Origin of the sequence: Pseudomonas sp. UFMG81 (assembly GCF_015354575.1) — a bacterium.
In the GTDB taxonomy this organism is placed as follows: domain Bacteria; phylum Pseudomonadota; class Gammaproteobacteria; order Pseudomonadales; family Pseudomonadaceae; genus Aquipseudomonas.
On record NZ_JACAFQ010000032.1, the window covers coordinates 13,628 to 35,325 of the forward strand.

The 21,698-nt window shown below is 66.4% G+C and carries 18 protein-coding genes; 11 read left to right on the forward strand and 7 right to left on the reverse strand.

Annotated elements, in window-relative coordinates; all coding sequences use genetic code 11:
* Positions 1-46: 46 nt before the first annotated feature.
* From IX761_RS20580 to IX761_RS20595, 4 genes are read left to right on the forward strand one after another with little or no spacing between them, the layout of a single operon-like run.
* Positions 47-781, forward strand: coding sequence for a molecular chaperone (locus IX761_RS20580; protein ID WP_194791349.1), 735 nt, complete (start codon positions 47-49; stop codon positions 779-781).
* A 15-nt stretch (positions 782-796) separates the two neighbouring features.
* A complete protein-coding gene (locus IX761_RS20585; RefSeq protein ID WP_194791350.1) occupies positions 797-1,423 on the forward strand; it encodes a response regulator transcription factor in 627 nt (208 codons plus the stop codon).
* 24 nt (positions 1,424-1,447) lie between these two features.
* Positions 1,448-5,026 carry a transporter substrate-binding domain-containing protein gene (locus IX761_RS20590; protein WP_194791351.1) on the forward strand — a complete coding sequence of 1,193 codons (3,579 nt, stop codon included), beginning with the start codon at positions 1,448-1,450 and terminating at the stop codon, positions 5,024-5,026.
* A 16-nt stretch (positions 5,027-5,042) separates the two neighbouring features.
* Positions 5,043-6,251 carry an EAL domain-containing protein gene (locus IX761_RS20595; protein WP_194791352.1) on the forward strand — a complete coding sequence of 403 codons (1,209 nt, stop codon included), beginning with the start codon at positions 5,043-5,045 and terminating at the stop codon, positions 6,249-6,251.
* Between the two features lie 8 nt (positions 6,252-6,259).
* Here the strand turns inward: IX761_RS20595 and IX761_RS20600 are convergent, their stop codons facing one another.
* The gene (locus tag IX761_RS20600; RefSeq protein ID WP_110996334.1) at positions 6,260-6,412 is read right to left on the reverse strand and encodes a DUF3309 family protein; all 153 of its coding nucleotides are present in this window, start codon (positions 6,410-6,412) and stop codon (positions 6,260-6,262) included.
* 217 nt (positions 6,413-6,629) lie between these two features.
* On the opposite strand from IX761_RS20600, the gene IX761_RS20605 reads away from it, so the two are divergent.
* Entirely contained in the window at positions 6,630-7,445 is an 816-nt protein-coding gene (locus IX761_RS20605) for an SDR family oxidoreductase (protein ID WP_194791353.1), read from the forward strand.
* Positions 7,446-7,571: 126 nt separating this feature from the next.
* Positions 7,572-7,757 (forward strand): carbon storage regulator CsrA, encoded by a 186-nt coding sequence (gene csrA, locus IX761_RS20610; protein WP_194791354.1) that lies wholly within the window; start codon positions 7,572-7,574, stop codon positions 7,755-7,757.
* Positions 7,758-7,770: 13 nt separating this feature from the next.
* Here csrA and IX761_RS20615 read toward each other — a convergent pair whose 3' ends face one another.
* From IX761_RS20615 to mnmC, 5 genes are all read right to left on the reverse strand, one after another.
* On the reverse strand, positions 7,771-7,998 hold the full coding sequence (locus IX761_RS20615) for a YheU family protein (protein ID WP_194791382.1): 228 nt from the start codon (positions 7,996-7,998) through the stop codon (positions 7,771-7,773).
* A gap of 220 nt (positions 7,999-8,218) precedes the next feature.
* Positions 8,219-9,403 carry an osmoprotectant NAGGN system M42 family peptidase gene (locus IX761_RS20620; RefSeq protein WP_194791355.1) on the reverse strand — a complete coding sequence of 395 codons (1,185 nt, stop codon included), beginning with the start codon at positions 9,401-9,403 and terminating at the stop codon, positions 8,219-8,221.
* A gap of 90 nt (positions 9,404-9,493) precedes the next feature.
* Positions 9,494-11,239, reverse strand: a complete 1,746-nt coding sequence (gene ngg / locus IX761_RS20625; protein WP_194791356.1) for an N-acetylglutaminylglutamine synthetase — start codon at positions 11,237-11,239, stop codon at positions 9,494-9,496.
* A gap of 3 nt (positions 11,240-11,242) precedes the next feature.
* Positions 11,243-13,030 carry an N-acetylglutaminylglutamine amidotransferase gene (locus IX761_RS20630; protein WP_194791357.1) on the reverse strand — a complete coding sequence of 596 codons (1,788 nt, stop codon included), beginning with the start codon at positions 13,028-13,030 and terminating at the stop codon, positions 11,243-11,245.
* Positions 13,031-13,263: 233 nt separating this feature from the next.
* The gene (mnmC, locus tag IX761_RS20635; protein WP_194791358.1) at positions 13,264-15,228 is read right to left on the reverse strand and encodes a bifunctional tRNA (5-methylaminomethyl-2-thiouridine)(34)-methyltransferase MnmD/FAD-dependent 5-carboxymethylaminomethyl-2-thiouridine(34) oxidoreductase MnmC; all 1,965 of its coding nucleotides are present in this window, start codon (positions 15,226-15,228) and stop codon (positions 13,264-13,266) included.
* Between the two features lie 132 nt (positions 15,229-15,360).
* On the opposite strand from mnmC, the gene pap reads away from it, so the two are divergent.
* Positions 15,361-16,854 (forward strand): polyphosphate:AMP phosphotransferase, encoded by a 1,494-nt coding sequence (gene pap, locus IX761_RS20640; protein ID WP_194791359.1) that lies wholly within the window; start codon positions 15,361-15,363, stop codon positions 16,852-16,854.
* A gap of 254 nt (positions 16,855-17,108) precedes the next feature.
* The gene (locus IX761_RS20645; protein ID WP_194791360.1) at positions 17,109-18,071 is read left to right on the forward strand and encodes a DMT family transporter; all 963 of its coding nucleotides are present in this window, start codon (positions 17,109-17,111) and stop codon (positions 18,069-18,071) included.
* Between the two features lie 102 nt (positions 18,072-18,173).
* Here the strand turns inward: IX761_RS20645 and IX761_RS20650 are convergent, their stop codons facing one another.
* Entirely contained in the window at positions 18,174-19,568 is a 1,395-nt protein-coding gene (locus IX761_RS20650) for a class II fumarate hydratase (protein WP_194791361.1), read from the reverse strand.
* A 153-nt stretch (positions 19,569-19,721) separates the two neighbouring features.
* On the opposite strand from IX761_RS20650, the gene IX761_RS20655 reads away from it, so the two are divergent.
* The 3 genes from IX761_RS20655 (at position 19,722) to IX761_RS20665 (ending at position 21,697) form a co-directional block, all read left to right on the forward strand.
* Positions 19,722-20,240, forward strand: coding sequence for a DUF2059 domain-containing protein (locus IX761_RS20655; protein ID WP_194791362.1), 519 nt, complete (start codon positions 19,722-19,724; stop codon positions 20,238-20,240).
* 10 nt (positions 20,241-20,250) lie between these two features.
* Positions 20,251-20,547, forward strand: a complete 297-nt coding sequence (locus IX761_RS20660) for a BolA family protein (RefSeq protein ID WP_194791363.1) — start codon at positions 20,251-20,253, stop codon at positions 20,545-20,547.
* Between the two features lie 217 nt (positions 20,548-20,764).
* Positions 20,765-21,697: a rhodanese-related sulfurtransferase gene (locus tag IX761_RS20665; protein WP_194791364.1), complete on the forward strand. Its 933-nt coding sequence runs from the start codon at positions 20,765-20,767 to the stop codon at positions 21,695-21,697.
* Position 21,698 lies beyond the last annotated feature (1 nt).

A 21,698-nucleotide genomic window follows, 5' to 3' on the forward strand; every position in this document is an offset into this window, starting at 1 on the left:
GGTGAACAATGGACACCCGCTATTGCGTCAGGCCCTGAGGTCAATCATGAAAACGATGAAAATGCTGTGTCTGCCCCTGCTCCTGATACCCCTTACGCTGCACGCCGCTCCGGAGCTGAATGTCGGCGGCCTTCACGACTACCTGCCGGGGGAGCGTAGCACCCTGCTCAAGCGCGTACGCAATGGCGGTGACATGACCGCCTTCGTCAAGGTCAGCGTCGCCGAACTGGTCTATGACGCAGACGGCGTGGCGCGTGAGGTGGCCATCGAGGATCTGCCCCTCGAGCAGCGTGGGTTGGTCGCCAGCCCGGCGCGCCTGATCATCCCGGCCCGCGGCATGCAGGGGGTGCGCCTGCTGTATCGCGGCGAGCGGGACCGGGAGCGCTATTTTCGGCTGCGCTTCATCCCGGTGCTGCCCGAGCACGGCGATGGCTTTGCGATTGGCGATGAGCAGGCCAAGGAGTACCGCGACGACCTGACGGCGGGGGTGAACGTGTTGGCGGGCTACGGCACGCTACTGTTCGTGCGCCCGAACCAAAGCCGGTTCGCGACACCGGTCAGGGGTGAGCAGGGGCGCCTGGTCATCGCCAACGAGGGCAACAGCACGGTGATTCTCGATCACTTCCGCCACTGCTCACCGGACGGGCGCGACTGTGTCGCGGCCACCAAGCACCACCTGCTGCCAGGGAGGATGCGCGAGTTTGCCCAACAGCCCGGCCGTCACTACCGCTTCGACCTGATCGAAGGTGACAAGCGCCAGGAAATGACGTTCAAGGGTTGAGTCGCAGGAGGACCTATGCAAAATGCCCTGGTGGTCGACGATCACCCCTTTATCCGCGCCAGTGTGTGCCTGCAACTGCGCCAGGAGCGCATCGAAATCATCGGCCAGACCGACAACGGCGTCGACGCCGTGCAACTGGCACGTGAGCACGCCCCCGACCTGGTCATCCTCGACATCGTCATGCCCGGCCTCGATGGCCTGCAGGTCATGAGCCGACTGCGGGCGCTGGAGCGGCCGCCGAAGATCCTGGTGCTCACCTCGCAGCTGGCCGAGTGCTTCTCGTTGCGCTGCATGCGCGCCGGCGCCGCGGGGTTCGTGTCCAAGGCCGACGACCTCTGCGAGCTGAGCAAGGCGGTGTTGGCCCTGCGTTCGGGCTACAGCTATTTCCCCGAAGTTTCCTTGGGGACGGTGCACCGCAAGGACCTCCACGCCAGTGAGGGGCAACGCCTGGCCTCGCTCAGCGATCGCGAAGTGATCATCCTCCAGCACCTGTCCCGGGGCCTGGGTAACAAGGCCATCGGCGAGGCCATGCTGCTCAGCAACAAGACGGTCAGCACCTACAAGGCGCGGCTGCTGGATAAGCTGCGGGTGGGCTCGGTGGTCGAACTGGCCGACCTGGCACGTCGCAACCAGCTGATCTAGCGCCCGGTCATGAAGGTGTCGCGCATGCTGCTGGCTTTTTTGCTGTGCTACGCGTCGCTCGTGGCGGGCAACGAGTCGCCGCGCCTGTATGGTCGCTCGGTCGTCGACGGCCCGCGGCTGGTGCCGGATGAAACGCAACTGCGCTGGTTGTGGCAGCGACGCCAGTTGCACCTGGCGGTCGTGCGGCCAGACAACCCACCCTTGGACATCCTCGGTACCGGGCGCGAGTACGAAGGCATCGGCGCAGACTACGCCGGGCTGCTGGGCGATCATCTGCAGGTGCCCGTGCAGGTCCATGTGTTCAGCTCGCTCAACGTCGCGATCAGTGCCCTGCGCGCCCGGGAAGTCGACTTGGTGGCCAGCGTCAGCGCCCGGCAAGCCGTGGATGCCGGCCTGCACCTGTCGCAACCCTATGCCCAGGACCAGCCGGTGATGGTATTGCGAGAGGATGAACCCGCCGCCAGCGTGCCCTTGCGTGTGGCCATGCGCGAAGGCTATCGGCCGCTGGGCAGCATCCTCGCGCGCTTCCCCCAGGCACAAGTCCAGGTCTTCCCATCGACCCGCACCGCCATGGGCGCCCTGGCCTTCGGCCAGGCTGACCTGTTCCTGGGCGGCGCGCTGGAAAGCCAGTACCTGATTGGCAAGGGGCTGGTCGGCGCGGTCGAGGCCATCGAAAGCCCCGATCTCGACAGCCAGCCATTGGGTTTTGCCATGCACCCGGCGGATGCCCCCCTGCACGCGCTGGTCGATGCCGTGCTGGCCAGCATCGAGCCCCAGGAACATACCCGCATCCGCCGGCGCTGGGGTGGCCAGGGCTTGGTCGAGCGCGGCCCGTTGCAGTTGAGCGAAGAGGAGCAGCGTTGGTTGCAGGGCCAGGGGCCGGTACGGGTGCTGCTCAACGATCAGTACCCGCCCATCAGCTACCGCGACGGCGAAGGGCGTATGCGCGGCCTGGCGGTAGACGTGTTGCAGCGCATCGGCCGGCGCACCGGCCTTGAGTTCGAACTGGTCGCCGGAGGCACGCTGGAGCGCATGGTCGAGCGCGCCACGCGCGGTGAGGCCGACCTCATCGGCGGCCTTACCCTGAGCCCCGAGCGCGAGCGTTGGCTGACGTTCAGCCGCAGCTTTGCCAGTTCCGCCCGGGTGCTGGTCACCAATGACAATGAGCAGGCACCGTCGAGCCTGGAGCAACTGGCCGGCCAGCGCCTGGCGGTGACCCGTAGCGGCTACCCCAACGCCTACCTGCGTCAGCATCATCCGGCGATCCAGCTGGTCGAGGCCGACGGGCCGGTGGATGCCGTCTGGCGCGTGGCCAGCGGCCGCGCCGACGCCGCGCTGGTGCCCTTGATCGGCGCCCGCGCGCTGACCGAGCGCATGTACCCCACGCGCCTGAAGATCAGCGCCAGCCTGCCATTGGAGCCTGCCTACTTCGCCTTCGCCAGCCCACGCGGCGCGTTGGAGTTGCAGGCCATCCTTAACAAGGCGCTGCTCAGCCTCTCGCCGCAAGAGATGGATGCCCTGGCCCGGCGCTGGCGCAGCGAGGTGATCGTTGCCGACAGCTTCTGGCAACGCTACCGCGTTCAGGTATTGCAGGGGTTTGCCGCCGTCGCCGTGCTGCTGTTGCTGGCGTTGGCCTGGGTTCGTTACCTGCGTCGGCTGATCCGCGTGCGTGAGCAGGCCGAACGCGAGCTGGCCGACCAACTGGCGTTCATGCGCGTGATGATCGACGGCACACCGCACCCGATCTATGTCTGTGACCAGCAGGGGCGCCTGCTCACCTGCAACAGCAGCTATCTGCAGGCCTTGCAGCTCAAGCGTGAGGCGGTCATTGGCCAGCCGCTCGGCGAGGCGTTGGCCTGGCAGGGCGGCTGGCGCCAGGTGCTGGCCAGCGGTCGGGTGCAGATCGAGGACCTGCAAGTCAGCCTGCACGATGGCCGGCAGCAAACCCTGTACCACTGGATGTTGCCCTACCGTGGCCTGCGTGACGGCCAGGCCGGGGTGATCGCCGGCTGGATCGATGTCACCGAACGCCAGCACTTGCAGGCACAATTGCGCGCGGCCAAGGACGAGGCCGACAGCGCCAACCAGGCCAAGACCCAGTTCCTCGCCACCATGAGCCATGAGATCCGCACACCGCTCAATGCCGTGCTGGGGATGCTCGAGCTGGCATTGCGCAAGGCCGAGCAGGGCATGCTCGACCGGCTGTCGATCGAAGTCGCCTCGGATGCGGCGCGCAGCCTGCTCGAACTGATCGGCGACATCCTCGACGTCACCCGCATCGAGACCGGGCACTTGCAACTGGCGCCCCAACCCGTGCCGTTGTGCCAGCACGTGGCCACGGTGGTGCAGCTGTTCGAGCAACAGGCCCGCGGCAAGGGCCTGCAATTGGCGCTGGAGATGGAAGGGCAGAGCGATGTCGAGGTACTGCTCGACCCGCTGCGATTCAAGCAGATCCTCGCCAACCTGTTGAGCAACGCCATCAAGTTCACTCACCGCGGCAGTGTCCGCGTGGGCCTGCGTTGTACGCCCCAAGCCCAGGCGGTGGCAGTGGAACTGACAGTCGAGGACACCGGTATCGGCATCCCCGAGGCCGAGCTTTCGAGGCTCGGCGGGCTGTTCTGGCAGGCCAGCAACAACGGCCAGTCGGCCCGGCGCGGTGCCGGGCTGGGGTTGTCGATCAGCCGCACCCTGTGCCAGCTGATGGGCGGGCAAATGGACTTGCGCAGTACCCAGGGCGTGGGCACACGGATCGACATGGTGCTGAGCCTGGAGCGTGCCGACGCCGGTGCGGCAACAACGCAGGTGCCGGCACCCAGCGGGGCCGCGAGCAAGGCCGCGAGCCTGCGCGTGCTGGTGGTCGACGACTACCCGGCCAACCGCCTGCTACTGGCCAACCAGCTGGGTTACCTGGGCCATCGCGCCAGTGTCGCCGAGGACGGCGCCCAGGGGCTGCGGGCCTGGTTGCGCGGCGATTTCGACGTGGTGCTCAGCGACTGCAACATGCCTGTGCTCGACGGCTACACCCTGGCCCGGGCGATTCGCCTGCACGAACGCAGGCAGGGGCGCCAGCGTTGTCGAGTGCTGGGCCTGACCGCCAATGCGCAGGTTGAAGAGCGCCAGCGCTGCCGAGAGGCCGGCATGGACGACTGCCACTTCAAACCGTTGGGGCTCAAGACGCTGGCCCAGGCGTTGGCCTGCGAGGAGCGAAGTGGGGATGACGGGAGGGTGCAGGCGGCCATTGGCTTCGACCTGAGCAGCCTGGAGCGCCTCACCGGTGGTGATCGGCAGGCACTGGACGCGTTGCTCGCCGACTTGCTGGCCAGCAACCACAAGGATCTCGACCAGTTGCTCGGCCACCAGGCGGATGACGACCTGGCCGCCCTTGGCGTGCTGGCTCACCGCATCAAGGGTGGGGCGCGGATTATCCGTGCCCGTCAAGTGATCGAGGCGTGCGAACAGGTCGAACGCAGTTGCGCCGGCGGGGCGCTGCCGGCCGTGCAACTGCAGGCGCTGTGCCAGGCATTGAGTGAGTTGGAGCAAGAACTGCGGCGCCACAGTACGGCTGTCAGGGTAGTGCCTGCGGGGCTTGTGGAGGGACGCTGAGGTGAGGGAAACGAACGTGGAGGCATACGGGATGCGCGTGCTGGTGGTCGAGGAGCACCGCTTTCAGCGGGTGGTCGCGGCAAAGACATTCACTTACCTGGGCTGCGTGGAGGTGTTCCAGGCCATTGATCGCGAAGAGGCCATGGCGCGGTTGCAGCAGATCGGCAGGGTTGACTTGGTGGTTTGCGCATTGACTGCCAGTGGGCAGGGCATGGACAGCCTTGAGTTCCTCCATCGGCTGGGCAAGGCCAGGCTGTCGGGCGCCGTGTTGCTGACCTGCAGCCTGAGCCCAAGCATGCGCCGCGGCGTGCAGCAACTGGTGGAGCGGCTGGGCATGCGCTATGTCGCCGACATGGAGCACCCACTGTCGGTAGAGAGCCTTGGCCAGTACCTGCGCGAGCCCTTGGCGAGCGCTAACGCGACTCCGCGCCACCCGCTGTTCTGGCCGGGGGAGGAGCAGATCCGCCGGGGTATGCGCGATGAACAGTTCAACGCGTTCTACCTGCCCAGCTTCGATTTGCGCGACGGGCGCATCATCGGTATCGACCTGCTGCCGTTCTGGAATCACCCGTTGATGGGGGTGCTGGCGCCGGAAACGTTCCTGCCGGCACTGGAGCGCTGCGGCCTGCTCGATGAGCTGGCGCTGTTGATGCTTGAGCAGGGCCTGGCGTTGTACCGCGAGCTGCCGGAGCATGGCCGACGCCTGCGCATCACCCTGCGCTTGATGGGACCGCAATTGCTCGACCGCTCGCTGGTGCTGCGCATCCGCGCGCTGCTGCAAGGGCAGCGTTTCGATGTGCGTCACCTGTGTTTCGAACTCACCGGGCGCAGCCTCTATCACATCACCCTGGTCGAGCTGGAGAACCTGCTGCGCCTGCGCGCCCTGGGCTGCGAGCTGAGCCTGGCCGAGTTCGGCAGCGACCAGGCGGGCAGCCAGCTGCTGTGCCAGCTGCCGTTCACCCGCATCAAGCTGGCCGAGCGTTTCATTCGTGGCCTACCCCACGAGGCCCGTTGCCGGGCCGTGGTACAGAACTGCGTGGGCCTGGCCCTGGCGCTCGACCAGCACTTGACGGTGGTCGGGGTGGTCAGCGCCGAGCAGCACCTGGCGCTGCTCGGCATGGGCTGCGAAAGCGCCCAGGGTGACTACCTGGCGCTACCGCTTGACCGCGACGAGCTGCTGCGCCGGGTGCGTTCAGACCAGCGCCTGGTGCCACCGCCGTGCTGAGCGCAGGTTCATATGTGCCCCAGCAACACCAGGATCAGCAGCACTACCAGCACCACGCCGACGATGCCGGAAGGGCCATAGCCCCAACTGCGCGAGTGAGGGAAGACCGGTAAGCCACCAATCAGCAGCAGGATCAGGATGATGATGAGGATCGTGGTCATGGCGGAGTCCTTGCGTGGTTGAGGGTCAAGGGGCTCGGAATGCTGGCCGCTTACAGTGTCCGACCGGCGCGTGTGGGCAAAGATTCCATCGTGAGGACGCTGATCACGCCGCGACTAGCCGATAGCCCCACATTCAGCACCCTGATGCCGCACCGCGGCCCTTCGGCTTGTCGCTAGACTCCTGCCCATTCCACTGTTCAGGACAAGGGCTGCGAGCATGCACAACCGAATGATGATCACTGGGGCCGGTTCCGGCCTTGGCCGCGAGATTGCCCTGCGTTGGGCCCGCGATGGCTGGCGGCTGGCGCTGGCCGACGTCAATGAGGCCGGCCTGCGCGAAACCCTGGAGCAGGTGCGCACCGCTGGGGGCGACGGTTTCGTCCAGCGTTGCGATGTGCGCGACTACAGCCAGCTCACTGCCCTGGCCCAAGCCTGCGAGGAGCGGTTCGGCGGCTGTGACGTGATCGTCAACAACGCCGGGGTGGCGTCGGGCGGTTTCTTTGCCGAGCTGTCGCTGGAGGACTGGGACTGGCAGATCGCGGTCAACCTGATGGGCGTGGTCAAGGGCTGCAAGGCGTTCCTGCCGCTGCTCGAGCGCAGCCGCGGGCGGATCATCAACATCGCCTCGATGGCCGCGTTGATGCAGGGGCCGGGCATGAGCAACTACAACGTGGCCAAGGCCGGGGTGCTGGCGCTGTCCGAGAGCCTGCTGGTGGAGCTGCGCCAGGTGGAGGTGGCGGTGCACGTGGTTTGCCCGTCGTTCTTCCAGACCAACCTGCTGGACTCGTTCCGCGGGCCGACCCCGGCGATGAAGGCCCAGATCGGCAAGCTGCTGGAAGGCTCGCCCATCAGTGCCGCTGAAATCGCCGAGCATATCCATGCCCAGGTGGCGGCGGGCGAGTTCCTGATCCTGCCCCACGAAGCCGGGCGCGAGGCCTGGCAGCTCAAGTGCAAGGCGCCGCAGCGGCTGTATGACGACATGGCGGAAATGGCGGTGAAGATGCGCGCCAAGGCCCGCAGGAGTGTGGGTTGAGTCGGTGTTTTATGTAGGACTTTTCATCGTTCGAGGTAGGTCTTGTCTATTTCTCTGCTGACCGATTGAGTAGGAGAAAGTTACCGAGGCAGTCTCCGGTTTTACCTTTGGCTGGAGGAACGGAGCATGCTGGTAATCGGACGCGAGCTGGGCGAGGTGATCGTCATCGGTGATGACATCCGGATCACGGTGGTGGCGATAGAAAATGGCCAGGTGCGCTTCGGCATCAGCGCGCCACGGCATGTCGAGGTGCACCGGGTGGAAGTCTACAAGCGCATCAAGGAAGAGCAGCGGCTCAAAGCACAGGCGTGAGGCCTGTCGTCGCCTACTCCAGCAACTCCCGGGGCACTTCATGACGGGCCAGCAGCTGGCACTGCTGGCTCTCCATGTCGAACAGGATGAATGCCTGGCCCTTGGCCAGGGCTTGTCGCACACGCAGTACCCGGGTTTCCAGCGGGGTGTCATCGCCGTTGTCGGTGCCGTCGCGGGTGACGAAATCCTCGATCAGGCGGGTGAGGGTTTCGGCTTCGAGGTGGTCGTGGGGGATCAGCATGGTCATGGGCCCTGGCGTGAGACGGGCATGCTACGTGGCACGCCCATCGCCGGCAAGCCGGCCCATCGGCAGCCTTGCTTGGTCTTTGTAGGAGCGGCCTTGCGTCGCGATGGGCTGCAGAGCAGCCCCGGCAATTGAGCGTGATGCCGAGATCCTGGGGCCGCTGCGCAGCCCATCGCGACACAAGGCCGCTCCTACAGGCGCTGCGCAGGCTATCGACTCAGCCTTTGTTCCCCACCAGGCTGTCCACCGCCGGCACCCGGGTTTCGCTCTCCATCTGTGCATCGTGCTCCAGCTGGTGGCTGAAGCGTTCGAGCGAGGCATTGGCCGGTTGCGAGTCGCTGGCGAACACCGGCGGGCTGAGCAGGTAGCCGCAGAGCAGGCGGCTGAGGGCCGCCAGGCTGTCGATATGGGTGCGCTCGTAACCATGGGTGGCGTCGCAGCCGAAGGCCACCAGGGCGGTCCGGATATCGTGGCCGGCGGTTACCGCCGAATGAGCGTCGCTGAAGTAGTAGCGGAACAGGTCACGGCGCACCGGCAGGCCCTGGTCGCCGGCCAGCTTCAACAGGTGCCGCGACAGGTGGTAGTCGTAGGGCCCGGACGAGTCCTGCATGGCCACGCTCACCGCATGTTCGCTGGAGGCCTGGCCGGGGGCCACCGGGGCGATGTCGATGCCGACGAACTCGCTGACGTCCCAGGGCAGGGCGGCGGCGGCGCCGGAACCGGTCTCCTCGGTGATGGTGAATAACGGGTGGCAGTCGATCAGCGGCGTCTGGCCGCTTTCCACCACGGCCTTGAGCGCCGCCAGCAGCGCCGCCACGCCCGCCTTGTCGTCCAGGTGGCGGGCGCTGATATGGCCGCTTTCGGTGAACTCCGGCAACGGGTCGAAGGCGACGAAGTCGCCGATGGCGATCCCCAGTGCCTCGCAATCGGCGCGGGTGGTGCAGTAGGCGTCCAGCCGAACCTCGACATGTTCCCAACTGATCGGCATCTGGTCGATGGCGGTGTTGAAGGCGTGCCCGCTGGCCATCAGCGGTAGCACGCTGCCGCGGTAGACGCCGGTGTCGGTGAACACGCTGACCCGGCTGCCCTCGGCGAAGCGGCTCGACCAGCAGCCCACCGGCGCCAGGGCCAGGCGGCCGTTGTCCTGCAACTGGCGCACGCTGGCGCCGATGGTGTCCAGGTGCGCCGAGACGGCGCGGTCCGGCGAGCTTTGCCGGCCCTTTAGGGTGGCGCGGATGGTGCCGCGGCGGGTCAGTTCGTAGGGGATGCCCAGCTCGTCCAGGCGTTCGGCCACATAGCGCACGATGGTGTCGGTAAAGCCGGTGGGGCTGGGGATGGCGAGCATCTCCAGCAGGACTCTTTTCAGGTAGTCGAGGTCGGGTTCGGGGTGTTTCTCAGGCATCAGGATTTCTCCTTTGTTTCGAGGGGCCTTCGCGGGGCAAGCCCGCTCCCACGCCAGGTTTGTGGGAGCGGGCTTGCCCCGCGATAGGTTTCAGGCCAGCGCCCGGCTATGGGGGAACAGCAAATCGACAAAGCGCTCGGCCGTCGGTTGTGGCTCATGGTTGGCCAACCCCGCTCGCTCGTTGGCCTCAATGATCACGTAGTCCGGGTGTTCGGCATCGCGCACCATGAAATCCAGGCCCACCACCGGTATCTCCAGGGCCCGGGCAGCACGCACCGCCGCATCCGCCAGCACCGGGTGCAGGCGTTCGGTGACGTCCTCCAGGGTGCCGCCAGTGTGCAGGTTGGCGGTGCGCCGCACGGCCAGGCGCTGGCCGGCTGGCAATACGTGGTCGTAGCCCAGGCCACAGGCCTTGAGCGTGCGTTCGGTCTCGTCATCCAGCGGAATGCGGCTTTCGCCGCCGGTGGCGGCCTGGCGCCGGCGGCTCTGGGCTTCGATCAGTGCGCGCAGGCTGTGCTTGCCATCGCCGATCACCTGGGCCGGGTGGCGAATCGCCGCGGCCACCACCTCGTAGCCGATCACCAGGATGCGCAGGTCGCTGCCGGGGTGGAAACTTTCCAGCAGCACGCGGCTGTCGAAGCGCCGCGCCTGCTCCACCGCCTGGCCGATGTCGTCGATGCAGGTCAGGTTCACGGCTACGCCCTGGCCCTGTTCGCCGTCCACCGGCTTGACCACCACCGCGCCGTGTTCGTCGAGAAACGCCAGGTTGTCGTCAGCGTTGCCCGCCAACTGCTGTGCCGGCACTTGCAGCCCGGCGTCGTGCAGCGCTTTGCGGGTCAGGCGCTTGTCCTGGCACAGGGTCATGGTCACCGCGCTGGTGAGGTCGCTGAGCGATTCACGGCAGCGGATGCGCCGGCCGCCCAGGCTCAGGGTGAACAGGCCGGCCTCGGCATCGTCCACTTGCACCTCGATACCGCGACGCAGCGCTTCGTCGACGATGATCCGCGCATAGGGGTTGAGCCCGGCCTCGGGGCCGGGCCCCAGGAACAGCGGCTGGTTGATGCCGTTGCGGCGCTTGACCGCGAAGGTCGGCAGGTTGCGAAACCCCAGCTTCTGGTACAGGCGCTTGGCCTGGCGGTTGTCGTGCAGCACCGACAAATCGAGGCAGGCCAGCCCGCGGCTCATGAAGTGCTCGATCAGGTGGCGCACCAGCACCTCGCCTACACCGGGGCGGGTGCAGTGCGGGTCCACCGCCAGGCACCACAGGCTGCTGCCGTGCTCGGGGTCGTCGAAGGCCTTGCTGTGGTTCAGGCCCATCACGCTGCCGATCACCGCGTGGCTGTCTTCGTCCTCGGCCAGCCAGTACACCGGGCCACCGAGATGGCGCGGGGTCAGCCGCTCGGGGTCGACCGGCAGCATGCCGCGGGCCTGGTATAGCGTGTTGACCGCCTGCCAGTCGGCCGGGCTCTGCGCGCGGCGGATGCGAAAACCACGGAACACCCGCTGCGCTGGGCGATAGTCGGTGAACCACAGGCGCAGGGTATCGGACGGGTCGAGGAACAGCTGTTGCGGTGCCTGTGCCAGCACCTGCTGCGGCGCCGCCACGTACAGGGCGATGTCACGCTCGCCGGCGCGCTCTTCGAGCAGCGCATCGGCGAGGCTGACCGGGTCGGGGTAGGTGTGCCCGATCAGCAGCCTGCCCCAGCCGCAGTGCACCGCGCGCGGCTGGTCATGGGGCTCGCTGCCGTCGCCGGCCAGGCGCGCCTGCAAGCGTTCGTAGGAGGGCGCCTGGCCGCGCAGCAGGCGCTGGCCATAGGCGATTTCGTGGGCTTTCATCGGTCAGATTCCTTGTTCGCTGAGCCACAGGTTCAGCGCCGCCAGCTGCCACAGCTTGGAGCCGCGCAACGGGGTGAGCTGGCCGTGGGGGTTGCTCAGCAAGCGGTCGAGCATCGCCGGGTTGAACAGGCCACGGTCCTGGCTCGGGTCGGTGAGCAACTCGCGCACCCAGCCCAGCGTTGCGCCTTCCAGGTGTTTGAGGCCGGGTACCGGGAAGTAACCCTTCTTGCGGTCGATCACCTCATGGGGGATGACCCGCCGCGCGGCCTGTTTGAGCACCTGCTTGCCGCCGTCGGGCAGCTTGAAGCGGGCCGGGATGCGTGCCGACAACTCGACCAGGCGGTAGTCGAGGAACGGTGTGCGCGCCTCCAGGCCCCAGGCCATGGTCATGTTGTCCACCCGTTTGACCGGGTCGTCGACCAGCATCACCGTGCTGTCCAGGCGCAATGCCTTGTTCACCGCATCCGGCGCGCCGGGGCGGGCGAAGTGCTCGCGAACGAAGTCGCCGGCGGCGTCGTTGTCCAGCAGCCAGGGGGCCTGCACAGTGTCGCGGTACTCGGCGTGGCTACGGTCGAAGAAGGCCTCGCGGTAGGCCGCGAACGGGTCCTGCGCACCGTCCACCTGCGGGTACCAGTGGTAGCCGGCGAACAGCTCGTCGGCGCCCTGGCCGCTTTGTACGCCCTTGCAGTGCTTGGCCACTTCCCGCGACAGCAGGTAGAAGGCGATGCAGTCGTGGCTGACCATCGGCTCGCTCATGGCGCGGAAGGCCGCCGGCAGCTGCTCGATGATTTCGTGCTCGGCGATGCGCAGCTGGTGATGGCGGGTGCCGTAGTGGCGGGCGATCAGGTCGGAGTACTGGAACTCGTCGCCGCGCTCGCCGCCGGCATCTTCGAAGCCGATGGAGAAGGTCGACAGCTCGTCCACCCCGGCTTCGCGCAGCAGGCCGACCAGCAGGCTCGAGTCGACCCCGCCGGACAGCAGCACGCCGACATCCACCGCCGCGCGCTGGCGGATCGCCACGGCGTCGCGGGTGGCGTCGAGCACGCGGCTGGTCCAGCCTTCCAGGTCCAGCTCCTGCTCGTCGGGGCGGGCCCCGTAGTGCAGTTGCCACCAGGTCTGGCGCTCGACTTCACCGTGGCGGTCGATGCGCATCCAGGTGCCGGGTTCGAGCTTTTGCACGTTGGCCAGCAAGGTACGTGGCGCGGGCACCACGGCGTGGAAGTTGAGGTAGTGATTGAGCGCCACCGGGTCGAGCATCGGGTCGATATCGCCGCCCTTGAGCAGTGCCGGCAGCGTCGAGGCGAAGCGCAGGCGCTCGCCGTTGCGCGACAGGTACAGCGGCTTGACGCCGAGGCGGTCGCGGGCCAGGAACAGACGCTGGTTGTCGCGCTCCCAGATGGCCAGGGCGAACATGCCGTTGAGCTTGGGCAGCAGCGCCGCGCCCCAGGCGTGGTAACCCTTGAGCAGCACCTCGGTGTCGCCGTCGGAGTGGAAGCTGTAGCCCAGGTCCAGCAGCTCCTGGCGCAGCTCGGGGAAGTTGTAGATGGCGCCGTTGAACGCCAGCGCCAGGCCTAGGGGCGTGTCGACCATCGGCTGTGCCGAGGCGTCGGACAGGTCCATGATCTTCAGGCGGCGATGGCCGAGGGCGATCGGGCCCTGGCTATGGAAGCCCCAGGCGTCCGGGCCGCGGGGCGCCAGGTGGTGGGTGATGCGCTCCACCGCGGCGAGGTCCGCCGGGCGAGGGGCTTGGTCGAGGGGGGTGAAACGTAACTCTCCTGCTAATCCGCACATAAGTCCTTACCGGTTTTGCCGTTGGGGAAGGTGCCCGCAAGGTGGGGCACTTAGGTAAGGACCGGGGTGGCTTGTGAGAGTTTTAGATCAATCTGTTATATGCATTTGGCGGCCTTGGGACCGCTGCGCGGCCCTTTCGCGACACAAGGCCGCTCCTACAGGGGGATCGCGTACCTCTGTAGGAGCGGCCTTGCGTCGCGAAAGGGGCGCAAAGCGCCCCCCCAGCGATCTCGCTACTTACCACGAATCAACCGGCGCAACGCAAACCGGTTCGGGTGGCAAGCCTCGGCCACCGCCCTGGCCACCGGCAACGGCTCACCACTGACCCACGCCGCAATCAGTTCCCCCGACAGCGGCGCAGTGATCAAACCACGTGACCCATGCCCACTGTTCACGTACAGCCCCGCAAGCCACGGGCAGTCGATGCCCGGCACCTGCCGCGCATCCTTGCCCAGTACCGCATAGGCCTCGTTGAATGCCGCCTCGTCGGCCAGCGGCCCGACGATGGGCAGGTAATCCGGGCTGGTGCAGCGAAACGCCGCGCGCCCTTCGAGTTGCTCGGCATCGAGCTCAGCGACGGCCAACCGCTGGGCCAGGTCGGTGGAAATCTCGTCCAGCAACGCCAGGTTGCCTTGGTGCTCGGCGACGGTGGGCGTGGTGTCCTGGTTGTGGAAGTCGAAGCTGGCACCCAGGGTGTGCTCATCCTCGCGGGGCGGCGCCACATAGCCTTCGGCGCACACCACCGTTTGCAATGCCCGGCTGGCCGCGGTGGCCGGCAAGCGGGTGATCTGCCCGCGGATGCGTTTGAGCGGCAGCCCGGCGCAGGCGGGGAAGCTGCGCACTTCGGCGGCGCCGGCCAGCACCACCAGCGGCGCGCTGGCCAGCAGGCGTTCGCCGTCCCAGGCCTGCCACAGACCATCGGCCTTGCGCAGTTCCAGCACATTGGCGTGGCTCAGCAGGCGGATGCGCGGATGGTGCAGTTGCGCCTGGCACAGCGCGGGCGGATGCACCCAGCCACCCTCGGGGTAGAACAGGCCGCCGGCAGTCAGGGCAACGCCGGCGATGGCTTCGGCCTGGTCGCGGTCCAGCAGGTGCAGCAGGCTGCTGTCGAATGCACTCGCCAGTTTCGCCTGGCGCTCGTGTTCTTTGTCATCGAAGGCCAGTTGCAGCACGCCGCAGCCGTCCCAATCGAGCCCGCGTTGCAGACGTTCGAGCCAGCGGCGGGTGTAGCCGAAGCCGGCGAGGATCATCTGCGACAACGCCGTGCCATGGGCCGACAGCTTGAGGTAGAGCACGCCCTGCGGGTTGCCCGAGGCTTCCCGGGCCGGGCCGTCGTGGCGCTCCAGTACCGTGACCTGCCAGCCGCGGGCGGCCAGGCTCGCCGCCGTGGCGCTACCCGCAAGGCCCGCGCCGATCACCAGCGCTTCACGTGGGCCGGGCAGGGCGGCAGGGCGGGCGTACCAAGGGGCAGGCCCAGTGGCGGGCGTGCCGGTGAAGACGCCATGCATCACCTCCCATTTCTTGCCCAGCCCCGGCACCTTTTTCATGGTGAAACCGGCTTCGACCAGCGAGCGGCGCACCCAACCGGTGGTGGTGAAGGTGCCCAGGGTGGTGCCGGGGTGTGACAGGCGCGCCAGCTGGGTGAACAGCTCCGGGGTCCACATGTCCGGGTTCTTGGCTGGCGCGAAGCCGTCGAGGAACCAGGCATCGATGCGCGCGTCGAGTTGCGGCAACTGCTCCAGGGCGTCACCGATCATCAGTGTCAGGGTGACCCGGCCGCCGTCGAGGCTGAACTGCTGGAAACCGGGGTGAATCGCCACGTACTGTTCGAGCAGTGGCCCGGTGAATGCCGCGAACGCTGGCCACAGCTGCATGGCCCGCGCGAGGTCGTCGCGGGTCAGCGGGTATTTCTCGACGCTGACGAAGTGCAGGCGTGCATCTGGATGGGCCAGTTCGCTGAACAGCTGCCAGGCGCAGAAGAAGTTCATGCCGGTGCCGAAACCGGTCTCGCCGATCACCAGGCAGGCGTGTGGCGCCAGTTCGGCGAAGCGCTGGCGCAGGTGGTTCTGTTCGATGAACACATGCACGGTTTCGTCGATGCCGTCTTCCCTGGAGAAATAGACATCGTCGTACTGGCGCGAATGGGGGCGGCCCTGGTCGTCCCAGTCGACCTGGGCGTTTTGATGAGGGGTGGACATGGTGGGCTCGGTTGCGGCGGATCGGCGGATTTTATGCCATCTGCGGGTTTTGCGCAGGCTGTACCGGCGATAGGTCCGGTACAGGCAAAGCCCAATTCCGCTAATCTTGCTAATCCAATGAAGGAGCCCAGCATGTTCGAATCCGCGGAAATCGGTCACAGCATCGACAAGGACACCTACGAGGCCGAGGTGCCCGCGCTGCGCGAGGCGTTGCTCGAAGCCCAGTACGAGCTCAAGCAGCAGGCGCGCTTCCCGGTGATCGTGCTGATCAACGGCATCGAAGGCGCGGGCAAGGGCGAGACGGTCAAGCTGCTCAACGAATGGATGGACCCGCGCCTGATCGAGGTGCGCACCTTCGACCAGCAGACCGACGAAGAGCTGGCCCGCCCGCCCGCCTGGCGCTACTGGCGGGCGCTGCCACCGAAAGGGCGCATGGGGGTGTTCTTCGGCAACTGGTACAGCCAGATGCTCCAGGGCCGGGTGCACGGCGAGTTCAAGGACGCGGTGCTCGACCAGGCCATCACCGGTGCCGAACGCCTGGAGCAGATGCTTTGCGACGAGGGGGCGCTGATCATCAAGTTCTGGTTCCACCTGTCCAAGAAGCAGATGAAGGCGCGGCTCAAGGCGCTGGAGAAAGACCCCTTGCACAGCTGGCGCATCAGCCCGCTGGACTGGCAGCAGTCGCAAACCTACGACCGCTTCGTGCGCTTTGGTGAGCGCGTGTTGCGCCGCACCAGCCGCGATTACGCGCCGTGGCACGTGATCGAAGGCGTCGACCCGCACTACCGCAGCCTGGCGGTCGGGCGCATCCTGCTGGAGAGCTTGCAGGCGGCGCTGGCCATCAACCCCAAGGGCAAGCACCAGGGCAACGTTGCGCCGTTGGGGCGCAGCATCGACCAGAAGAGCCTGCTGGGTGCCCTGGATTTGACCCTGCGCCTGGACAAGCGCGACTACGAGGAGCAACTGGTCACCGAGCAGGCGCGCCTGGCCGGCCTGCTGCGCGACAAGCGCATGCGCCGGCACGCGCTGGTGGCGGTGTTCGAGGGCAACGACGCCGCCGGCAAGGGCGGGGCGATCCGCCGCGTGGCGGCGGCGCTGGACCCACGCCAGTACCGTATCGTGCCGGTGGCCGCGCCCACCGAGGAAGAGCGTGCCCAACCGTACCTGTGGCGCTTCTGGCGGCACATCCCGGCGCGCGGCAAGTTCACTATCTTCGACCGCTCCTGGTATGGCCGGGTGCTGGTGGAGCGGGTCGAGGGCTTCTGCAGCCCGGCCGACTGGATGCGGGCATACGGCGAGATCAACGACTTTGAGGAGCAACTGCGCAACGCCGGGGTGGTGGTGGTCAAGTTCTGGCTGTCCATCGACCAGCAGACCCAGCTGCAACGGTTCGAGGAACGCGAGCAGATTCCGTTCAAGCGCTACAAGATCACCGAGGAAGACTGGCGTAACCGCGAAAAGTGGGACGTCTACAGCGAAGCAGTGGGTGATATGGTCGACCGCACCAGCACCGAGATCGCGCCGTGGACGCTGGTGGAGGCCAATGACAAGCGCTGGGCGCGGGTGAAGGTGCTGCGTACCCTCAACGAAGCGCTGGAAGCGGCGTTCGCCAAGCACAAGAAGTAGCGGCACCCCTCTTTGTAGGAGCGGCCTTGTGTCGCGAAAGGGGTGCGAAGCGCCCCCAGTATTTTGATCAATCCTAAGAATGCCGGGGCCGCTGCGCGGCCCATTCGCGACACAAGGCCGCTCCTACACAGACACAGGCTCCCATGCCAGCGGGGAATGACCTGATGAATTCTTTTCCCGCGACCCGTCCTCGGCCCGGCGCTGCAACCCCTTAGAATCCAGTTTCCCCCACCACGGGCCTGATCGAGGACACCATGCATATCACTTCCGGCCGTTGGGTCTTCGGCCTGCTGCTCGCCCTGTTGACCGCGCTGCTCTGGGGCATTCTGCCGATCAAGCTCAAGCAGGTGCTGCAAGTGATGGACCCGGTCACCGTTACCTGGTTTCGCCTTGCCGTCTCCGGCGTGTTGCTGTTCGTCTGGCTGACGGCCAATCGGCGGCTGCCCTCGTTCAGCCGACTGGGCGGCAAGGGCAAGGGGTTGATCGTGGTGGCCATCTTTGGGCTGCTGGGCAACTACGTGCTGTACCTGATCGGCCTCAAGCTGCTCAGCCCCGGCACCGCGCAACTGGTGGTGCAGCTGGGACCGGTGTTGTTGCTGGTGGCCAGCGTGTTTGTGTTCAAGGAACGCTTCAGCCTGGGGCAGGGACTCGGTCTGCTGGTGCTGCTGGCGGGCTTCGGGTTGTTTTTCAACCAGCGCCTGGAAGAGTTGCTCACATCGCTGGGGACCTATACCACCGGGGTGCTGACCGTGGTGCTGGCCACCAGCATCTGGGTGTTCTATGCCCTGAGCCAGAAGCAACTGCTGACGGTGTGGGGCTCGCAGCAGGTGATGATGGTGATGTACCTGGGCTGCGCACTGTTGCTCACGCCTTGGGTGCATCCGCTGGAGGCCCTGCAACTGAGCCCGCTGCAAGGCTGGCTGCTGCTGGCGTGTTGCTTGAACACTTTGGTCGCCTACGGCGCGTTCGCGGAAGCCTTGGCGCACTGGGAGGCGTCGCGGGTGAGCGCGACCCTGGCATTGACGCCGCTGGTGACGTTCGTGGCGGTGGCGATCGCGGCCTGGGCGTGGCCTGAGTATGTGCAGGCCGAGGAGATCAATGCGCTGGGGTATGTCGGGGCAATTACCGTAGTGCTCGGGTCGGCGCTGGTGGCGCTGGGGCCATCGCTGGTGGCTGGGTGGAAGGCGCGGCGCGGGCGGCTGGTGCAAGTTCGCTGAACACCTGTGGTGTCCCCATCGCTGGCAAGCCAGCTCCCACAGAGGCTGGCAGCGCATCTGTGGGAGCCGGCTTGCCGGCGATGAAGCCGACACCGCAAACAGTCAGCCCTTGCCCCCCGGCGCCAGCATGTTCTCCGGCCTTACCCACTGGTCGAACTGCTCGTTGGTCAGGTACTTCAATTCCAGCGCCGCCTCGCGCAGGGTCTTGCCCTCGCTGTAGGCCTTCTTGGCAATCTCCGCCGCCTTGTCATACCCAATATGCGGGTTCAGCGCCGTCACAAGCATCAGGCCGCGCTCCAGGTGCTCGGCCATCTGCGCGGCATCCGGTTCGATCCCCGCCACGCAATGCTGCTGGAAGTTGCGACAGCCGTCGGCCAGCAGCTCGATCGACTGCAACAGGTTGTGGATGATCACCGGCTTGAACACGTTCAGTTGCAGGTGGCCTTGGCTGGCGGCAAAGCCGATTGCCGCGTCGTTGCCCAGCACCTGGCAGGCCAGCATCGACAGGGCCTCGCACTGGGTCGGGTTGACCTTGCCGGGCATGATCGAGCTGCCCGGCTCGTTGGCCGGCAGTCGTACTTCGGCCAGCCCCGCGCGCGGGCCGGAGCCGAGCAGGCGCAGGTCGTTGGCGATCTTCATCAGGGCCACGGCCAGGGTTTTCAGCGCGCCAGCCAGGCTGGTCAGTGGCTCATGGCCGGCGAGGGCGGCGAACTTGTTGGGGGCGGTGACGAATGGCAGGCCGGAGAGCGCGGCCAGTTCGGCGGCGATGGCTTCGGCGAAACCGTGCGGGGCGTTGAGCCCGGTGCCCACCGCGGTGCCGCCCTGGGCCAGCTCGCACACCGCCGGCAGGGTGGCGCGAATGGCGCGCTGGGCGTAGTCGAGCTGGGCGACGAAGGCCGACACTTCCTGGCCGAAGGTGATCGGCGTGGCGTCCATCATGTGCGTACGCCCAGTCTTGACCAGCTTGTGGTGGCGCGCCGAAAGCTCGGCCAGGCCGGACGACAGCTCGGCAATGGCCGGCAGCAGCTGCTCATGCACCGCCTGGGCGGCGGCGATGTGCATGGCGGTGGGGAAGCAGTCATTGGAGCTCTGCGAGCGGTTGACGTGATCGTTGGGGTGCACCGGTACCTTGCCGCCGCGGCCCTTGCCGGCCAGCTCGTTGGCGCGCCCGGCGATCACTTCGTTGACGTTCATGTTGCTTTGCGTGCCGCTGCCGGTCTGCCAGACCACCAGCGGGAACTGGTCGTCGTGCTCGCCATCGAGCACTTCGTCGGCGGCCTGTTCGATCAGCCGGGCGATGTCAGCGGGCAAATCGCCGTTGCGGTCGTTGACCCGCGCCGCGGCTTTCTTGACCAGCGCCAGGGCGTGCAGCACCGCGAGCGGCATGCGTTCCTTGCCAATGGCGAAGTTGATCAGCGAACGCTGGGTCTGTGCACCCCAGTAGGCGTCAGCCGGAACTTCCACCGGGCCCAGGCTGTCTGTCTCGATACGGCTCATGCTGCGCTCACTCCTTTGTAGTCCGAATTCGCAGTTTAGGCCCTGATTCGACCCAGCGGTTCACACGCTCGTCGTCCCCCTTGAGCACTTCGCCACCACAGCGCAGAATGCTCTACTCTGAGGTACCCGCCTCCCTTTCTTGAAGGAAATGCAATGACCCGTCTCCGTGTCCTCTGTGCCGCCGTAGCCCTGGTCTGTGCCAGTGGCCAGGTACTCGCTGCCACCCCTGGCCACAACGCTGCCGCCGAGAAATTCCTGACCCTGGCCAATGCCGACAAGCTGGGTACCCCGGTGTACATGCAGGTCCAGCAGATGTTCGCCCAGCGTTTCGAACAGACCAAGGCGCCGGCCTCCAAGAAAGGCGTGCTCGACAGCTACCAGGCCAAGGCCAACGCCGCCCTGGACAACGCCATCGGCTGGAAGAAGATCAAGCCGAAGATGGTCGACCTGTACACCGCCACCTTCACCGAGGCCGAGCTGAACGACCTGGTCAAGTTCTACGAGTCGCCGCTGGGCAAGAAGGTCCTGCGCGAAATGCCGAAAGTCACGCAGCAGTCGGCCCAGCTCACCCAGCAGAGCCTCGAGCCTGCGGTACCGGTGGTCAACAAGCTGCTCGACGACATGACCAAGGAACTCGACCCGAGCGCCGGCAAGGCCCCGGCGAAGAAGTGAGTTGATTGCCATGAGCATGCAGCAACGTATCGAGCAGCAACTGGCCGCGCTGGGTGACCAGCACCTCGAAGTGCACAACGAAAGCCACATGCACAGCCGTGGCCAGGAGACGCACTACAAGGCGGTGCTGGTCAGCGAGCAGTTCGCCGGGCTGAACAGCGTCAAGCGCCACCAGAAGGTCTACGCCACCATGGGCGAGCTGATGGGCGAGATCCATGCCCTGGCCATTCACACCTACACCCCTGAGGAGTGGGCGCAGGTGGGGGCGGCGCCGGCCTCGCCGGTGTGCGCGGGCGGCGGGCACTGAATCCCGTCCGGCGTTCTGATACAATCCGCGACATTCCCTTGGGGCCGTTTTGCGGCCCATCGCCGGCAAGCCGGCTCCCACAGGTGCAGCGCAGTGCTTGAGCATTGCGCCGACCTTGTGGGAGCCGGCTTGCCGGCGATGGGCTGCGAAGCGGCCCCCTGCTTTTGTCAAACCTGGTACGCCCCTTACGAGGGCAGCCACCTGGAGATTCAACGCAATGACCCAACCGATCGTCGTGGCGGCGCTGTACAAGTTCGTCACCCTGGAAGACTACCTCGACCTGCGCGAGCCGCTGCTCGACGCCATGCTCGACAACGGCGTCAAAGGCACCCTGCTGCTGGCCCATGAAGGCATCAACGGCACCGTGTCGGCCAGCCGCGAAGGCATCGACGGCCTGCTGGCCTGGCTGCGCAACGACCCGCGGCTGGTGGATGTCGACCATAAAGAGTCGTACTGCGACGAGCAGCCGTTCTACCGGACCAAGGTCAAGCTCAAGAAAGAGATCGTCACCCTGGGTGTGCCGGGCGTTGACCCGAACCAGGCGGTCGGCCAGTACGTCGAGCCGAAAGACTGGAACGCGCTGATCAGCGACCCCGAAGTGCTGCTGATCGATACCCGCAACGACTACGAAGTGGCCATCGGCACCTTCAAGGGCGCCATCGACCCCAAGACCGAAACCTTCCGTGAGTTCCCGGAGTACATCAAGGCCAACTTCGACCCGAGCAAGCACAAGAAAGTGGCCATGTTCTGCACCGGCGGCATCCGTTGCGAAAAAGCGTCCAGCTACATGCTCGGTGAAGGCTTCGAAGCCGTCTATCATCTCAAGGGCGGCATCCTGAAATACTTCGAGGAAGTACCTCAGGAACAAAGCCTGTGGGACGGTGACTGCTTCGTCTTCGACAACCGGGTCACGGTGCGCCACGACCTGACCGAAGGCGAGTACGACCAGTGCCACGCCTGCCGCCACCCGATCGATGTGAAGGACCGCGAGTCCGAGCACTATTCGCCAGGGGTGAGCTGCCCGCACTGCTGGGACAGCCTGAGCGAGAAGACCCGGCGCAGTGCCATCGACCGCCAGAAGCAGATCGAGCTGGCCAAGGCGCGCAACCAGCCACACCCGATCGGTTTCAACTACAAAGCAGAGGCTTGAT

Excerpts from the sequence above, each read along its gene's own strand:
- IX761_RS20580 (WP_194791349.1), top strand. The coding sequence starts at position 47 with ATGAAAACGATGAAAATGCTGTGTCTGCCCCTGCTCCTGATACCCCTT.
- IX761_RS20585 (WP_194791350.1), top strand. The coding sequence starts at position 797 with ATGCAAAATGCCCTGGTGGTCGACGATCACCCCTTTATCCGCGCCAGT.
- IX761_RS20590 (WP_194791351.1), top strand. The coding sequence starts at position 1,448 with ATGCTGCTGGCTTTTTTGCTGTGCTACGCGTCGCTCGTGGCGGGCAAC.
- IX761_RS20600 (WP_110996334.1), bottom strand. The coding sequence starts at position 6,412 with ATGACCACGATCCTCATCATCATCCTGATCCTGCTGCTGATTGGTGGC.
- IX761_RS20605 (WP_194791353.1), top strand. The coding sequence starts at position 6,630 with ATGCACAACCGAATGATGATCACTGGGGCCGGTTCCGGCCTTGGCCGC.
- csrA (WP_194791354.1), top strand. The coding sequence starts at position 7,572 with ATGCTGGTAATCGGACGCGAGCTGGGCGAGGTGATCGTCATCGGTGAT.
- IX761_RS20615 (WP_194791382.1), bottom strand. The coding sequence starts at position 7,998 with ATGCTGATCCCCCACGACCACCTCGAAGCCGAAACCCTCACCCGCCTG.
- IX761_RS20620 (WP_194791355.1), bottom strand. The coding sequence starts at position 9,403 with ATGCCTGAGAAACACCCCGAACCCGACCTCGACTACCTGAAAAGAGTC.
- ngg (WP_194791356.1), bottom strand. The coding sequence starts at position 11,239 with ATGAAAGCCCACGAAATCGCCTATGGCCAGCGCCTGCTGCGCGGCCAG.
- IX761_RS20630 (WP_194791357.1), bottom strand. The coding sequence starts at position 13,030 with ATGTGCGGATTAGCAGGAGAGTTACGTTTCACCCCCCTCGACCAAGCC.
- mnmC (WP_194791358.1), bottom strand. The coding sequence starts at position 15,228 with ATGTCCACCCCTCATCAAAACGCCCAGGTCGACTGGGACGACCAGGGC.
- pap (WP_194791359.1), top strand. The coding sequence starts at position 15,361 with ATGTTCGAATCCGCGGAAATCGGTCACAGCATCGACAAGGACACCTAC.
- IX761_RS20645 (WP_194791360.1), top strand. The coding sequence starts at position 17,109 with ATGCATATCACTTCCGGCCGTTGGGTCTTCGGCCTGCTGCTCGCCCTG.
- IX761_RS20650 (WP_194791361.1), bottom strand. The coding sequence starts at position 19,568 with ATGAGCCGTATCGAGACAGACAGCCTGGGCCCGGTGGAAGTTCCGGCT.
- IX761_RS20655 (WP_194791362.1), top strand. The coding sequence starts at position 19,722 with ATGACCCGTCTCCGTGTCCTCTGTGCCGCCGTAGCCCTGGTCTGTGCC.
- IX761_RS20660 (WP_194791363.1), top strand. The coding sequence starts at position 20,251 with ATGAGCATGCAGCAACGTATCGAGCAGCAACTGGCCGCGCTGGGTGAC.
- IX761_RS20665 (WP_194791364.1), top strand. The coding sequence starts at position 20,765 with ATGACCCAACCGATCGTCGTGGCGGCGCTGTACAAGTTCGTCACCCTG.